Origin of the sequence: Bradyrhizobium sp. 1200_D9_N1_1 (assembly GCF_052075915.1) — a bacterium.
In the GTDB taxonomy this organism is placed as follows: Bacteria; Pseudomonadota; Alphaproteobacteria; order Rhizobiales; family Xanthobacteraceae; genus Bradyrhizobium; species Bradyrhizobium diazoefficiens.
Window position 1 is genome coordinate 7,585,586 of sequence record NZ_CP197226.1, and the last position, 13,383, is coordinate 7,598,968.

General features: G+C 63.0%; 11 protein-coding genes. 3 read left to right on the plus strand and 8 right to left on the minus strand.

All coding sequences use genetic code 11. The features are described 5' to 3' along the window. Positions 1 to 319: 319 nt before the first annotated feature. The 4 genes from AB5K84_RS36055 to AB5K84_RS36070 form a co-directional block, all read right to left on the minus strand. Positions 320 to 1,903, minus strand: a complete 1,584-nt coding sequence (locus AB5K84_RS36055) for an adenylate/guanylate cyclase domain-containing protein (protein WP_011085076.1) — start codon at positions 1,901 to 1,903, stop codon at positions 320 to 322. Further along, positions 1,900 to 4,323 carry a response regulator gene (locus AB5K84_RS36060; RefSeq protein WP_161536185.1) on the minus strand — a complete coding sequence of 808 codons (2,424 nt, stop codon included), beginning with the start codon at positions 4,321 to 4,323 and terminating at the stop codon, positions 1,900 to 1,902. Before AB5K84_RS36060 ends, AB5K84_RS36055 begins: the two co-directional genes overlap by 4 nt. Before the next feature lie 95 nt (positions 4,324 to 4,418). Continuing rightward, a complete protein-coding gene (locus AB5K84_RS36065; RefSeq protein ID WP_011085074.1) occupies positions 4,419 to 5,558 on the minus strand; it encodes an FIST signal transduction protein in 1,140 nt (379 codons plus the stop codon). Positions 5,559 to 5,812: 254 nt separating this feature from the next. Beyond that, a complete protein-coding gene (locus AB5K84_RS36070) occupies positions 5,813 to 6,196 on the minus strand; it encodes a response regulator (RefSeq protein WP_011085073.1) in 384 nt (127 codons plus the stop codon). A 797-nt stretch (positions 6,197 to 6,993) separates the two neighbouring features. On the opposite strand from AB5K84_RS36070, the gene AB5K84_RS36075 reads away from it, so the two are divergent. From AB5K84_RS36075 to AB5K84_RS36085, 3 genes are all read left to right on the plus strand, one after another. Continuing rightward, on the plus strand, positions 6,994 to 7,455 hold the full coding sequence (locus tag AB5K84_RS36075; protein WP_011085072.1) for a universal stress protein: 462 nt from the start codon (positions 6,994 to 6,996) through the stop codon (positions 7,453 to 7,455). Between the two features lie 85 nt (positions 7,456 to 7,540). Continuing rightward, the gene (locus AB5K84_RS36080; protein ID WP_007600646.1) at positions 7,541 to 7,669 is read left to right on the plus strand and encodes a hypothetical protein; all 129 of its coding nucleotides are present in this window, start codon (positions 7,541 to 7,543) and stop codon (positions 7,667 to 7,669) included. Between the two features lie 258 nt (positions 7,670 to 7,927). After that, complete coding sequence (locus AB5K84_RS36085; RefSeq protein ID WP_011085070.1) at positions 7,928 to 8,605, plus strand: RraA family protein; 678 nt, start codon at positions 7,928 to 7,930, stop codon at positions 8,603 to 8,605. Positions 8,606 to 8,624: 19 nt separating this feature from the next. Here AB5K84_RS36085 and AB5K84_RS36090 read toward each other — a convergent pair whose 3' ends face one another. Genes AB5K84_RS36090 through AB5K84_RS36105 form a run of 4 tightly spaced genes read right to left on the minus strand, consistent with a single transcriptional unit; the run spans position 8,625 to position 13,236 of the window. After that, complete coding sequence (locus tag AB5K84_RS36090) at positions 8,625 to 9,599, minus strand: amidohydrolase family protein (RefSeq protein ID WP_038966540.1); 975 nt, start codon at positions 9,597 to 9,599, stop codon at positions 8,625 to 8,627. Then, positions 9,596 to 10,918 (minus strand): MFS transporter, encoded by a 1,323-nt coding sequence (locus tag AB5K84_RS36095; RefSeq protein WP_011085068.1) that lies wholly within the window; start codon positions 10,916 to 10,918, stop codon positions 9,596 to 9,598. The genes AB5K84_RS36090 and AB5K84_RS36095 overlap by 4 nt, the downstream gene beginning before the upstream one ends. Positions 10,919 to 10,954: 36 nt before the next feature. Next, complete coding sequence (locus AB5K84_RS36100; protein ID WP_011085067.1) at positions 10,955 to 11,869, minus strand: NAD(P)-dependent oxidoreductase; 915 nt, start codon at positions 11,867 to 11,869, stop codon at positions 10,955 to 10,957. A 2-nt stretch (positions 11,870 to 11,871) separates the two neighbouring features. Continuing rightward, complete coding sequence (locus AB5K84_RS36105; protein ID WP_038966539.1) at positions 11,872 to 13,236, minus strand: MFS transporter; 1,365 nt, start codon at positions 13,234 to 13,236, stop codon at positions 11,872 to 11,874. Positions 13,237 to 13,383: the final 147 nt, after the last annotated feature.

A 13,383-nucleotide genomic window follows, 5' to 3' on the forward strand; every position in this document is an offset into this window, starting at 1 on the left:
GTGCGAGGCCGTGGAAAACCCAAAGGTCGCGCCCTTGCAGACCTCGTTCGCAAACCGCGCCCACCCAATCTCAGACTAAAAGTACAAGGCCGATCCGCTACATATAGCGCCTACCTTCCAGCGCGCTGCGCCACATCGTGTGGGTTGAGTGTATCGACTCACAAATTTTGGTTTTTCTGCCAGATCGACTCATGAATGCTTGGTTCATCGACTCATGAATTTTTGGCGGCTCGTTACAAATCAATGAGTTAATCGACTCGCTTCTGATTGGTCCCGACACTTCGTTCGTCGGACTACGCGTGGCGCAGCCGCGCCGAGCCTAAATCCGGCTCAAGAAAAAAGTCTCCAATTTGCCCTTGCCCTTCACGTCAATGCTGCCGCGTGGCTCCAGCGCGAAGCGACCGACGAGGTGGCGGGCGATATCCCGGGACACATGGATTCGATTGGGCAGAGAGTAGGCCTCGAGCCGACTGGCGACATTTACGGTATCGCCCCACACGTCGTAGATGAAGCGGTGTGCGCCGATGATGCCGGCAACCACGGGGCCCGAATGTATGCCGATCCGGATTTGCAACGGCCAGCCGAAATGGCTGTTGACGCGTCCCAGCCGATCGATCATGCCAAGTGCCATTTTCGCGATCGCTGCGATCGCATCGGGGTTCGGATCGGGCAAACCGGCGACGGCCATGTAGGCGTCGCCGATGGTCTTGATCTTCTCGACACCGAGCTCACGGGCAAGCGCGTCGAATTCCGAGAACAACCGGTTCAAGTACTCGACCATCGCTGCAGGCGTGACCCGTGACGAATGCTCGGTGAAGCCCACCAGATCGGCGAACAGAACGCTCACACCCTCGAAGCGGTCGGCAATCATGGCTTCGCCGTGGTTCAGACGGCCAATCACCTGTCTTGGCAGGATTGTCAGCAGCAGCCGCTCAAACTTAGCGGTCTCCTCCTCGATGCGGCGAAGATACTTCTGCTCGCGGTCGCGCCAGCGCTTCTTGTGCAAGCAAGCATTGATCCGCGCGCGCAGCAGGATCGGATCAAACGGCTTCGGCAGATAGTCCTCGGCCCCGGCCTCGATGCAGCGGACGGCGCTCTCGGTCTCCGCCAAGGCCGTGATCATGATCACCGGAATGCGGCGCAGCCGCTCATCCGCCTTCATGCGCACCAGCACATCAAGCCCGTTGATATCGGGCATCATCAAATCGAGCAGGACGAGGTCGAACTCATCGTTGGCGAGCGCCTGCAGCGCCTGCTGGCCGCCGGCCACCGAAGAGACGCGATGGCCGTCGCGGGTCAGTCGGCGCGACAGGAGGTCGCGATTGGCCTCGATATCGTCCACGACGAGAATAGAACCGGTTTCGGTGGCAGCATACTGCCGGACCGGCCCGAGGCTGCGCATCAGGTCGCTAACCATGACCGCGCCGGTCTGATCGGGAGCCAAGCTCGTCTCCTCGACATCAACCGAGAATCGCACGATGCGATCGAGGCGCAGCAACAGGTCGGTGGCCGCAGCCAGCAGGCGATCGAAATCCGCCCTCAGGGAGTCGCTTGAGAAACTGGCTGCATCCTCGCGCAGCATCTCACCATAGCCCTTGATCGCGTTGAGCGGCGTGCGCAGCTCGTGACGAAGATCCTGTTCTTGCGTGGTGGCCGCTGAGCCGGGCGGGCTCTTGGCGCGATCGCCGTCCATCAGCCGGTCGACCTTGCCGGCGAGATCCCGGGCTGCGCCGAGGATACGGTTCATATCGGGGAGGATGTCCAAGCGCCCGTTCCGGGACGCCTCTTCGTGCAGGATCTCTGCGTAGCCGAGCAAGGCGTTGACCGGGGACTGCAGTTCCTGGCGAAGATGGGCAAGCTGAATGCGCCAAGCGCGCGCGCTGTCGGTGTCAATGATACTCATGGCCGATCCGCGCGCGCGCGCCGGGCGTGCAGGGGTACCAGCTCGTCAAGCGCCGCGAGCACGGCCTTGCCGCTGTATTCGCCCTTGTGCACCAAATGCTGTACCTGGCCGTTGAGGCGCGAGCGATCCTCAACGGTCAGCGTCTTTGCGGTGACGACGATGACCGGGATGCTCCGCCAGCGGGACTCGGCTCGCACCCGTGCGATGAACTCGAACCCGTCCATCTCCGGCATCATCAGATCGAGCAGAATTGCATCGGGTGAAGCCTCATTCAAACGCTCAAGACCAATCCGACCATTCTCTGCTTGCGTCACCATGCAATCGATCTGCCGCAAGGCGCGCCCCATCAGCTCGCTGGCCGACGCGTCATCCTCGACTATCAGCACGTGTCGCGGCGCGCCCCTTGGGCAGCACTTTTCCACCGCGCTGACCAGTCTGTCGCGATCAATCGGCTTGACCAGGTAATCGGCGGCACCGAGCGAGAAGCCAATGCCCTGGTTGTCGACGATCGTGACCATGATCACAGGAATTTCCGCGAGTACCGCATCTTCTTTCATGGCGCTGAGCACGGCCCAGCCATCCATCTGCGGCATCAGAGCGTCGAGCGTGACGACATCGGGGTGCAGCGTGCGGGCGAGTTGCATCGCCTCCTCGCCATTGGCAGCCAGGCGAACGGCGTAACCGCCGCGCTGCAGGTGTCGGCGCAGCAGCTCACGCGCATTGGGATCATCGTCGACCACGAGAACGATCGGCGCATGCTCGGGCTCGGCAGCCTGCGGACCCTCGGAACGCTTGTCTGCCGCCGAGACTGTAGTGTCCGATGCAGCGCGTGTTACCGCCGGCAGACGAACTACAAACGCCGTCCCCTTGCCGGCTTCGCTCGTCAGCGTCACGTCGCCACCCATCAGCCGGCAGAAGCTCTTGGTGATGGCGAGGCCCAGCCCCGTACCACCATAGACGCGGGTCGTCGAGTCGTCCGCCTGAGTAAAGGCCTCGAACACCTTGGCCTGCTGATCTGGCGTCATGCCGATGCCGGTATCGCGCACCTGGAACTCGATCCATTCGCCAGCCGCATTCGTGTCACGCAGCGCGGTCAGCGTTATCGTCCCGTTCCGCGTGAACTTGCAGGCATTGCTGAGAAGGTTGAACAGGGTCTGCCGAACCTTGGTCAGATCGCTGTGGATCGTGCCGATCTCGTCAGCACAGTTCGCCACCAGAGCGTTGCCGGTCTTCTTGGCCAGCGGGGTGACGGTCGCCGCGACGCTATCGATCATGGGGCGGAGCTCGAAGGTCTCGAGATAGAGCGTCATCTTGCCAGCCTCGATCTTGGAAAGATCGAGGATGTTGTCGATCAGGCCGAGCAGATGCTTGCCGGCATCCTGAATCTTGCGCAGGTCCGCCATCTCCGATTCGCGGCCGGCGCTCTGGGCGTCCTCGAACAGGATCTCGCTGTAACCGATGATCGCGTTCAAGGGTGTGCGCAGTTCATGACTCATGTTGGCTACGAAGTCCGACTTCGCGCGTGTCGCCTGCTCGCTCGCCCAGATCGCCTTGTGCAGCTCGCCTTCCATGCGCTTGCGGTCGCTGATGTCGGCGAGGCCGTTGATCATCGCCGGGCGCCCTTCGAACTCGACGCGCTGAGAAGCTATGAGCGCCCAGAACTCCTCGCCTCCAACCCGCTTGAGCAGCATCTCCATGCCCTCCACATGGCCGTGCTCGGTGAGCGCGCCGATGAAGCGCTCGCGATGTTGCGGGTCTGCGTAGAGGGTTTTCGCTTGCAGGCCCAGGGCAGACGAACCTTCGAGCTCGAACATCTCGCTGAAGCGCCGATTGGCATACCGGATGATTCCGTCATCAAAGGTTACGATCGCCACCGCCATAGGCGCGGCCTCGGCGATGACGCGCAGCCGCTGTTCGCTCTCTTGGATCGCCTGCTCCGCCTTCTTCACGTCGGTGATGTCGGTGTAGGTCGCCACGGTGCCGCCGTCGTCGGTTTTGCGCTCGTTGATCTGGATCCAGCGCCCGTCGGAGCGGCGTTGCACATGCGTGCCCTTGGGATCGCGATGCTGAGCGAGGCGTTGCTCGATCCAGGCTTCGACGCGCCCCTCCGCGTCGCGGATCTCGCCGCTCGCGGTCGCGTTGCGGAGGATTGTCTCGAACGATACGCCCTGATTCACGACATTGATGCTGGCGGTGCCGTGCATGTCCCGGTACCGCCGGTTGTATATAACCAGCTTGTCGTCGGCATCGTAGAGCGAGAAACCCTCGGAGATGCTCTCGATCGCGTCGACCAACCGGCGCTGCGCCTCTGTTGCCTTGTCGCGTGCCTCCGACAGCTCCTTCGAGCTCAGCTCTTGCGAGCGCTCGACCATCGCCCGATCGCTATCGAAATCGGTGTATGCGGAATCGACGGCCGCCACGAAAGACTGCAACGCAGCCGGTACTTCGCCCTCCACACCGAGGTGCTTTCTGAGCTGGCGTCGTAGCAGCCTGTGCATCTGTGCCCTGTGACCGTTCAGTCCTCGGCGAAAGTTGTAATTGTCATGGTTTGATTGTGAAGGCGGCAGTCGCCGCCATGCATGAAGGGGCAAAGCTCGCCGTACGAGTAGAACCCGGAAATCTTCGCATCCGCCCCGAAGACATTTCGAATTGCTTCGACTTCTTCCTCGGTGCGCTGCTTCATCACGAGCTTACGACCGACGCAGCTCACCAGAATTGCAAGGTCCGGTCGCCTGCCGCCGAGCCCGCTGAGACTGGCGTTGGCGGCAGCGGTCGCGCCGTCGACCAGATCGTCGACATTGGTCTTCATCAACTGCGCCGTTCCGCCCTGTGGGATGTCGCCCGCGAACGTCATTGACTTTTTCTGCTCGTCCACAGACAGGACGGTTCGGACGACACCCTGGCCGCCCTTTGCCTCGGTAACCAGGATGGGAAAAAGCAAGGCAGAGCTTGGCAACTGGTCGGCGTGGGGGCCCAGGTACGATTTATAGAGATCGAGCGCCGAACGCTCATCCAGCTCATAGAGGATGTTGCCTTCGGCCCGTGTGATGGTGCGCAGGGGCCCAAATGCCTGCCAGCCGCCCATCGATCCGTAGCCAATGCGCAAATCGTCGCCATACAGACCGACCGCCGCCACGCGCTGAGGGCCAGCGCCACCGTCGGCAATGACCCAAGTCTCGGCGAAGTTGGTTCCATCTCCGGAAAGGCCGCCAGTGATCGACACGCCTTCCGAGACGCCGCTCGCGAGACCGCGCGCCAGGTCGGAGCCGTTGACGTGCAAGCCGTCCGAAAGCACGAACACGTGGCGCAACGAGGCGTCGTTCAACTGCTGCGCGAGCTCCTTGCCGACGTTGTAGCTCGCCTTTGCGTCACCAATCGTAGCGGAGGCGAACCGCAGTCGCGTATGTTCGAAGTCGACAAGGGTGGCACTCACAGAGTCGTCGACGACCACGTCGCCGAGAATCTCGCCGGAAGTCGAGCAACCAAGCATGGCGGCCCCTTTGAAGTGGTCGCGCAACTCGCCCACGAGGCTGCCTGCCTGCACCAACGACCTAGCACCGAAAACGAACACGACACTCTGACGTCCGACTTCGCCAGTTGGCAAATTCGGCCGCCACCCGTCACTTTTGGACCACTCGTACTGCGCTGTTTTCATGAGTCGTCTCCATCACAAAGACAAACTCTCCGCCCCGATCGGGCCTCTGCCCCGGTCAGGACGTCCGCCTGAGCAGGGTAGCTGATCGCCGGTGCCGGCGATGAAATTCGCAGGACTGCACCCACCGCCTGGCCAGAGTCCATCTCCATCTGGAGCGCGGCGAGCGGCCATTTTGTGTGTTCTTACGCCGGCCGCAATATGGCGACGACAACCTCCTGAAGCCGTGTAGCTAGCTCGTCATCTGTCCGGAATTTCTAGCTCCTCCATTGTCCCGTAGCTGCGAGCAGCGTCTCGATCTTGCCCAACAGCCTCTGCAGCTCGATCGGTTTTGTGTCGTAGTCGTCACAGCCGGCCTTGAGGGCCTTGTCCCGGTCGGTCGCCATGGCGTGCGCCGTGAGCGCGATGATAGGGATCTTGCGCAGTTCGGGCGTCGCCTTGATCTGGCGCGTCGCCTCCCAACCGTCGATCACCGGTAGGCTCATGTCCATCAAAATGAGATCTGGCCTGTCGCTCGTCGCGATCGCGACGCCGCGCGCTCCGTCCTCGGCAATGATGACCTCGTACCCACCGCGCACGAGGCGTCGCGAGAGCATATCGCGGTTCATCTCGTTGTCTTCGACCAGCAGGATCTTGGGCATCGCACCGCCTCGAGCCGGACTGTGAGTACCGCTTGCCGAGACTTCCAAATAGACGCCTGAAGAACAATTTAGCACCCAAGTCTACCTGTCGCATCACAAAAAATGGCGAGCAGTGGCGCCGACATTGAATTGAGGCGGGACGCGTGATCTGGGGCTGCGCCGACAGGTAGCTAACCACCTCTGCCACAAGGACGGCCGTGAGCCGGCGTTGCAGATGGTTGATGCGGGGTCGCTTTCCCTTGTCCGCAAGGCGAGGTCGACAGCGCTCCGTACCGCGACGCAGGTCTTGCTGCTCGCTTACGGAGATCGACGCAATCGCCGTTCCCACCAACCACCACGCGCACCGCACCAGTTTCGCACCAGAAACGACCGCGCCAAAATGCAACGAACGCGATCCAACCCGAACAACGGCACAGCAAGATCAACGAAGCTGAACCATATCCCGCCGCTCATAACGGTCTGGTTGCAGGTTCGAGTCCTGCCGGGCCCACCAGCCTTCGCTCGCTTCGCGAGCTTCGGCTCGGCGAGCCAGCGCCACACATCCAAGGCGAAGCGAGTGAGGCTGCCGCGCCGAAGCCCAAAGGGCGAAGGCGGGTATCTGAACCCTGCGGGCTACGCGTGGCGCAGCCGCGCGGAGAACGAGAGGCGAAGCGTGGGCTCCCGCCGCTTCGCGGGTTCGAAGGCTCATGAATCTAACGAACGACCCGTATTGGTTGTCACCGCGGCAATAGACCCGCCCCGCGTATCGGACCATACTACCCGGGCATCACTTTGTTCGACGAGCAAGGGGCCACCGAATGTACGCCAACATTCTCTTGAGCACGGATGGATCGGACGTCGCGAGAAGAGGCGTTGAGCATGGCATTGCCTTGGCGAAGGCCTTGAACGCCAGGTTGACAATCATCACCGTGACGGAAGCGATGCCGGTTGACTATGGGGGCGGACACGACTCGGGATGGATTCCGACGCGGGACGAGATTGACAGCTTTAACGCGGCCTGCAAGGCCCGTGCGGGCAAAGTGCTTGATGACGCCCGCGCGATGTCGGAGCAGATCGGTGCGCCTGCAGAATTTTTGCACGTTCCGAATGCGCACCCGGCGACTGCTATCATTGAAACGGCGAAGTCCAGGGGCTGCGATCTGATCGTCATGGCCTCTCATGGACGACGCGGCCTCAGAAAGCTGTTTTTGGGCAGCCAGACATCCGAGGTCCTGGTGGACGGAAGCATTCCGGTGCTGGTGGTGCCGAAGCCGGCATAGATGACCGTTCGGGGTTGACCCGGCGACGCTCGGCTGTTCCGCTGAGCTACCGGACAAGACCGCTCTCTCGCGGCAGGAGAATTTCATGACCAGTGAAAAAGGCCCGAACATCAAGAAGAAGCAGAAATGCAAAAACTGTGAAGGCAAAGGTTTGCTCAAGAAGGGCGACAAGGTGGTGAAGTGCCAGCGTTGCAAGGGCACGGGCGTGCGGTGATGTTGAGCTGATGACCTCTCCAATACCAAGGTAAGAGCCGCTAGCAGCCCACCAATACGTCAACGGATTATCGGACTTTCGTTTCGCTGCCGCTCTGTCGGCAACCTGCCGCGGCGCCGCAGAGGCGTCCCGCGCCATGTTCGACCGCGAGCATAGGGGGAACTCTGACGCGAGGTGGATCGCCTTGCGTCAACGCCCGTCTTTCTGATAATGAAACGTCGTTCTAAAATATAGTCGCCTTCGAGTGGAGGAACACCGATGTCTGCCGGATTTCGAGTTTTGCCGCGGAAACGAAAGGTCGGCGAAGACGTCGTCGCAGGCTTTGCCCGCCTGCCCGTCGCGAATGTGAGCGACAGCATGTCCCGCCTGACGGCAGCCGGCGCCCGGCTTCGTCCCATGCATCAGGGTGGCGGGCTCGCAGGCCCCGCGTTGACAGTGAAGGCACCTCCCGGTGACAATCTGATGGTGCACAAGGCGATCGCGCTCGCCGAGCCCGGCGACATCATCGTGGTCGATGCCGGCGGCGATCTGACCAACGCAATCATCGGCGAGATGATGCTGATGCAAATGGCCAAGCGAGGGGTCGCCGGCGTGGTCATCAACGGCGCGATCCGCGACGCCGGTCATATTCGCGGCCAGGAGCTCCCGGTTTTCGCGGCCGGGGTCACGCACCGCGGCCCCTACAAGAACGGGCCTGGAGAGATCAATGTGCCGATTGCGATCGACGGGATGGTGATCGAACCGGGTGACCTCATCATTGGCGACGACGACGGCCTGCTCTGCGTGCCGTTCGACCAGACGGGCGCGGTGTTCAAGGCCGCAACGGCGAAGTTCGAGGCCGAGCAGAAGCAGATCGTCAACATCGAAGCCGGCACGCACGATGCCTCCTGGGTGGACCGGCAATTGCGCGAGTTGAAGTGCGAAAACATCGACTGAGACGCCTGTCGCCTGGCGGCTAGAAGCCGAACAGCTCGGCGGGATTTTCGACCAGGATGCGCCGGCGCGTAGGTTCGTCCGGCACCCAGTCCGCGAGGAGATCGAGCAGCTGGGCGTCATCCGGCTTGGTCCCGCGCTGGGTGGGATGCGGCCAGTCCGTGCCCCACAGGATGCGCTCCGGCGCTGCGTGCACGTAGGCACGCGCAACGTCGCCGGAGTCGGCATAGGGCGGCCCGAGCTTGCTGTCCTCATAGGGCTCGGTCACTTTCACCCAGGTGCGGCCGCCATCCAGCATGCGGCGTATCGCGGCGAATGCCGGATGCTTGACGCCCTCCGGCTGAGGGATGCGGCCGAGATGGTCGATGACCACCCTTGTAGGAAGCGACCGGATCACGCTCTCATGGGCGGCGACCTGATCGCCCGTCATCAGGATCTGCACGTGCCAGCCGAGCGGACTCACCCGCGCTGCGAGCGTGGTCAGCATCTGCGGTGTCGTCGTGCCCCAGGTCTGCGGAGAAACGAAATTGACGCGGATGGCGCGAACGCCGGCATCGGCAAGCGCCCGCAGCTCCGCATCCTTGACATCCGTGTCAACGACGGCAACCCCTCGCGACGAGGCGCCCAGCTGGCCCAGCGCGTCTACAAGACACCGGTTGTCGATCCCATATGTCGACGGCTGAACCACCACGCTCCTCGTGGTGCCGAGCCGCTGCTGCAGCAGCCGATAATCGGCGACCGTCGCGCCGGGCGGAAAGCCCTGGCGCCAATGCGGCGAGACGGGAAACCGCTCGTCATAGATGTGATGATGACAGTCACACGCGCCCGCCCTCGCGTCCAGGCGTGGCGCCGCCGACCCGGTGCTGTTGGGCACCGCCTGCTCCACCCCGGCAGCCATCGCGCCGGCAGCCAAGGCGCCTGTGCTGCAAGCCAGCATGCCCATGACAACGCCGCGTCGCGTGATGGCGCGCTGCGGTCCTTTGCTGCGTGCGCTCATGGCTTCACCGCCGCCATTTCCGCCGCGCGCGCGACGTTGCGTCCAAGCACGAGGACACAGGCCGCGGCCACGGCACACAGCAGCGCAAGCGGCAACATCCCGAGCACGAAGCTGCCTGTCCGCTCCTTGACGACTCCGACGACGTTCACCATCAGGCCGCCGCCGATCAGGTTGGAAATCGCGTTGATCCCGGCGAGCCCCGCCGCGAGCGTGCTCGCCGAAAGCCAGCTTGCCGAAAGTGCCCAGAACGGTCCCTTGAAGGCATATGCACCGACCAGGCAGAACGTCACCATGACGATGGTCGGCGCGACCGCGGTCCCGGTCATGCCCAGTGCCGCAAAACCACCTGCTGCGAACAAGAGCGGGATCGCCGTGTGCCAGCGGCGCTCACCCGTCCTGTCCGAATGGCGGCCCCACAGCACCATGAGCACGGTCGCGATGCCGTACGGGATCGCATTGACAAAGCCGGTCTGCAGGTTGGAGAGGCCGAACGACTTCAGCAACTGCGGTTGCCAGACCGACAGCACGCTGCCCGTGGCGGAGGCGCCGGAGCAGACCAGGGCCATGACAAGAAAATGCTTGTTGGTGGCGAGCTGCCACAGCGTGAGATGCCCGACCGGCTTGCGCGCGGCGGCCTCCGCCTCCATGCGCCGGGTCAGCCATTCCCGCTGTTCCAGGGTCAGCCAGGACGCCTGCGCGGGCTTGTCGGTCAGGACGAACAGGCACGCAAGACCCAGCAGAACCGTCGGCAGCCCTTCCAGGATGAACAGCCACTGCCAGCCGCGCAGACCGAGCGCGCCGTCGAGTTCAAGCAGGCCGACCGAAAGCGGCGAGCCCAGGAACGTGGCGAGCGGAATCGAAACCGTGAACGTCGCCAGGATGCGTGCCCGATACTGCGACGGCAGCCAATAGGTCAGATAGAGGATGGCGCCGGGAAAGAAGCCGGCCTCGGCCGCACCGAGAATGAAGCGCATCGCATAGAGCGAGTACGGCCCGACGACGAACGCCATGCACGCGGTCACCAATCCCCAGGTGATCATGATGCGCGCGATCCAGCGCCGGGCGCCGACCTTTTGCAGAGCCAGGTTGCTGGGCACCTCGACGAGGAAATAGGAGACGAAGAACAGGCTGGCGGCGAAGCCGAACATCGCCGGCGTCAGCCCCAGATCCTTGTTCATCTGTAGCGCTGCGAAGCCGACGTTGACGCGGTCGAGCAACGCGAAGAAGTAGCAGATCATCAGGAACGGCACGAGGCGCAGGATAACCCTGCGCATCGTCACCTTTTCGATCTGGTCGATTTCCGTTCGGGCGGCCGTCACGTTTCTCTCCCTGTTGTCTTCCCGGCGGGCTTGGCCTTATTCGGCCGCCTTCGCCCCGGCCTGCGTCCTGGCCACGATCGCATCGATGGCGATCTTGTAGTTTTCGGGAACGACGCCCTTGAAATGCTCCTTCAGACCCAGGCTGTCCTTCCAGCGGAGCCGCGCCGCCGTGGCGCGCGCCATCAGCGGCTCGATTCCGGCATCCGCGACCGCCTCGGCGGCCATCTCGACCTCTTCGGTGCGCCGCTTGGCATGGATGACGCCGGAGGGCGTCAGGCTCTCGACGGTGTCCATGAACGGACGCGTGAGCGTCTTCGACGCCGAGGCCAATACGGTTTCGTCCAGACCGTAGGACCGGGCCGCCAACAGCGTCTCGTCGATCAGCGCCTCGATGCCCTTGATCAGGACGGAGCGAAGGATCTTGATGCCCGAAGCCGTTCCGAGTTTCTCGCCCGCGAATGCGATGCTCATGCCCCAGGGCACGAGCAGATCGACGACGCGCTGCCCGGCGGGACCACTCGACATCATGTGCATCGAATAGCCGTGCTTGGGCGTCCCCATGATGGAGCCGTCACCGAGCGTGGCGCCCGTCCTGGCAAGCCGCTCGGCCACGCCGTACTTCACCTTCGGAGTGGCGGAGGCGAAGTCGAGGAAGGTGTGGCGGCCATCGAGCACGGGTGCAAACGCATCCGCGCTCTCGAGCGACGCCGAGCCCGGCGTGACGCTGAAGATCAGCTCCGCGGTATCAGCCAATTCCTTGTTGGACTTGACCAGCGTGACGCCTGCCGCCTTGGCGCGGCTCTGGATCAAGTCGGCGTATGGACCGTCGAAGGCGTATTTGTCGTAGCAGAAGATCTGCTGCAGTCCGGCCTCGCGCAGCCCTTTTCCCAACGTGCTGCCGATCTCGCCATAGCCGACCAGACCGAGGCGGAACTGCTGTTTTTCGCTCATCTTCAGATTCCTTTCGAGAGGCTTGCGATCGGGCTGGTGTGGCGGTCAGTCGCCCCGCCCGGTCGCTGGAGACTGGCACCAACCACGCGGATCAGGATGGCGGCCAAGGTGAGAAATGCGGCCACCGAGATCAGGGCCCATGAGAAGCTGTCGGTCGACTGCCGGATCATGCCGATGAGATAGGGACCGACGAAGCCGCCGAGATTGCCGATCGAGACGATCATCGCGAGGCCGCCGGCGGCAGCGCTGCCGGTGAGGAAGCTCGACGGGATCGGCCAGAAAGTGGACTGGTAACACATGATCCCGATCACGGCGCCGCAGAGCGCGACGATCGAGATCAGCGCGGACGATGTTGCATAGCCGCAGACAATCAGTGACGCTGCGCCCACGAGCAGCGCGGATGCCACGAACCAGCTTCGTTCCCCGCCCCTGTCCGACAGGCGAGCCCACAGCATCATCGTGACGGCGCCGCAGATGTAGGGAATTGCCGCGATAAAGCCGACGGCAACGACACTGAAGCCGAGGCCCTTGATGATTTGCGGCATCCACAGGCCAAGCCCGACGGAGCCGATGATGGCGCAGAAGTTGACGGCGGCGCAGACAAGGACCCGCCAATTGACGAAGGCGTCCTTGAGCCGCGATGAGTGCTTGGCGGCGATGGCCTGACGCTCCGCCGCCAGCACCTCCGCGAGCCAGCTCCGCTCCTCGGGGCTCAGCCACTTGGCCTGCTCGGGCTTGTCGGTGAGCGTGAAGAAGCACACGAAGCCAAGGAGCGTCGCCGGCAGGCCTTCCAGGATCAGAAGCCACTGCCAACCATGCAAGCCGGCCAAGCCGTCGAGCGTCAGCAGTGAACTCGAGATCGGGGCGCCCACGATGTTCGCGATCGGAATGCCGAGCAGGAACGCCGCAGTCGCCGTGCCCCGGACGCGCGCCGGAAACCAGTATGTGAAATAGAGGAATACGCCCGGCGTGAAGCCGGCTTCGCCGAGGCCGAGCAGGAAGCGCATGACGCCGAAGCTGACGGGACCGACCACGAATGCCGTTGCGGCCGAGATCAGGCCCCAGGTGATCAGGATGCGGGCGATCCACTTGCGAGCACCGATCGCCTGCAAGGCAAGGTTGCTCGGCACTTCTGCGAGGAAATAGCCGAAGAAGAACAGCCCCGCGCTCCAGCCGAATTCATAAGGCGAGATGCCGAGATCGCGGTTCATCGTCAGGCTGGCGATGCCGACGTTCACCCGATCGAGATAAGCGACGATGTAGCAGAGCAGCAGGAACGGCACGATCCGCCACAGCAACTTCGAGAGGATTTTCTCCTGCTCGGGTGTGAAGCCGGCGCCGACCGACGCGGCAGAGACACTTGCCATTGTTCCCTCCGAGACCGGCCGATGTTTCCCGGCCATGACGCGCCATAGCAAAAATAGAACGATGTTGCAATTTATAATGAAACGCAGTTTCATTTTATAGAAGTTACAGCGAAGCGCTTGCGTCGCCCGATCGGAGGCGCTCCCCTG

What these genes read in the sequence shown, in the direction of transcription:
- AB5K84_RS36055 (WP_011085076.1), bottom strand. Translation starts at nt 1,903, where the DNA reads ATGAGTATCATTGACACCGACAGCGCGCGCGCTTGGCGCATTCAGCTT.
- AB5K84_RS36085 (WP_011085070.1), top strand. Translation starts at nt 7,928, where the DNA reads ATGTCTGCCGGATTTCGAGTTTTGCCGCGGAAACGAAAGGTCGGCGAA.
- AB5K84_RS36090 (WP_038966540.1), bottom strand. Translation starts at nt 9,599, where the DNA reads ATGAGCGCACGCAGCAAAGGACCGCAGCGCGCCATCACGCGACGCGGC.
- AB5K84_RS36065 (WP_011085074.1), bottom strand. Translation starts at nt 5,558, where the DNA reads ATGAAAACAGCGCAGTACGAGTGGTCCAAAAGTGACGGGTGGCGGCCG.
- AB5K84_RS36105 (WP_038966539.1), bottom strand. Translation starts at nt 13,236, where the DNA reads ATGGCAAGTGTCTCTGCCGCGTCGGTCGGCGCCGGCTTCACACCCGAG.
- AB5K84_RS36075 (WP_011085072.1), top strand. Translation starts at nt 6,994, where the DNA reads ATGTACGCCAACATTCTCTTGAGCACGGATGGATCGGACGTCGCGAGA.
- AB5K84_RS36100 (WP_011085067.1), bottom strand. Translation starts at nt 11,869, where the DNA reads ATGAGCGAAAAACAGCAGTTCCGCCTCGGTCTGGTCGGCTATGGCGAG.
- AB5K84_RS36080 (WP_007600646.1), top strand. Translation starts at nt 7,541, where the DNA reads ATGACCAGTGAAAAAGGCCCGAACATCAAGAAGAAGCAGAAATGCAAA.
- AB5K84_RS36070 (WP_011085073.1), bottom strand. Translation starts at nt 6,196, where the DNA reads ATGCCCAAGATCCTGCTGGTCGAAGACAACGAGATGAACCGCGATATG.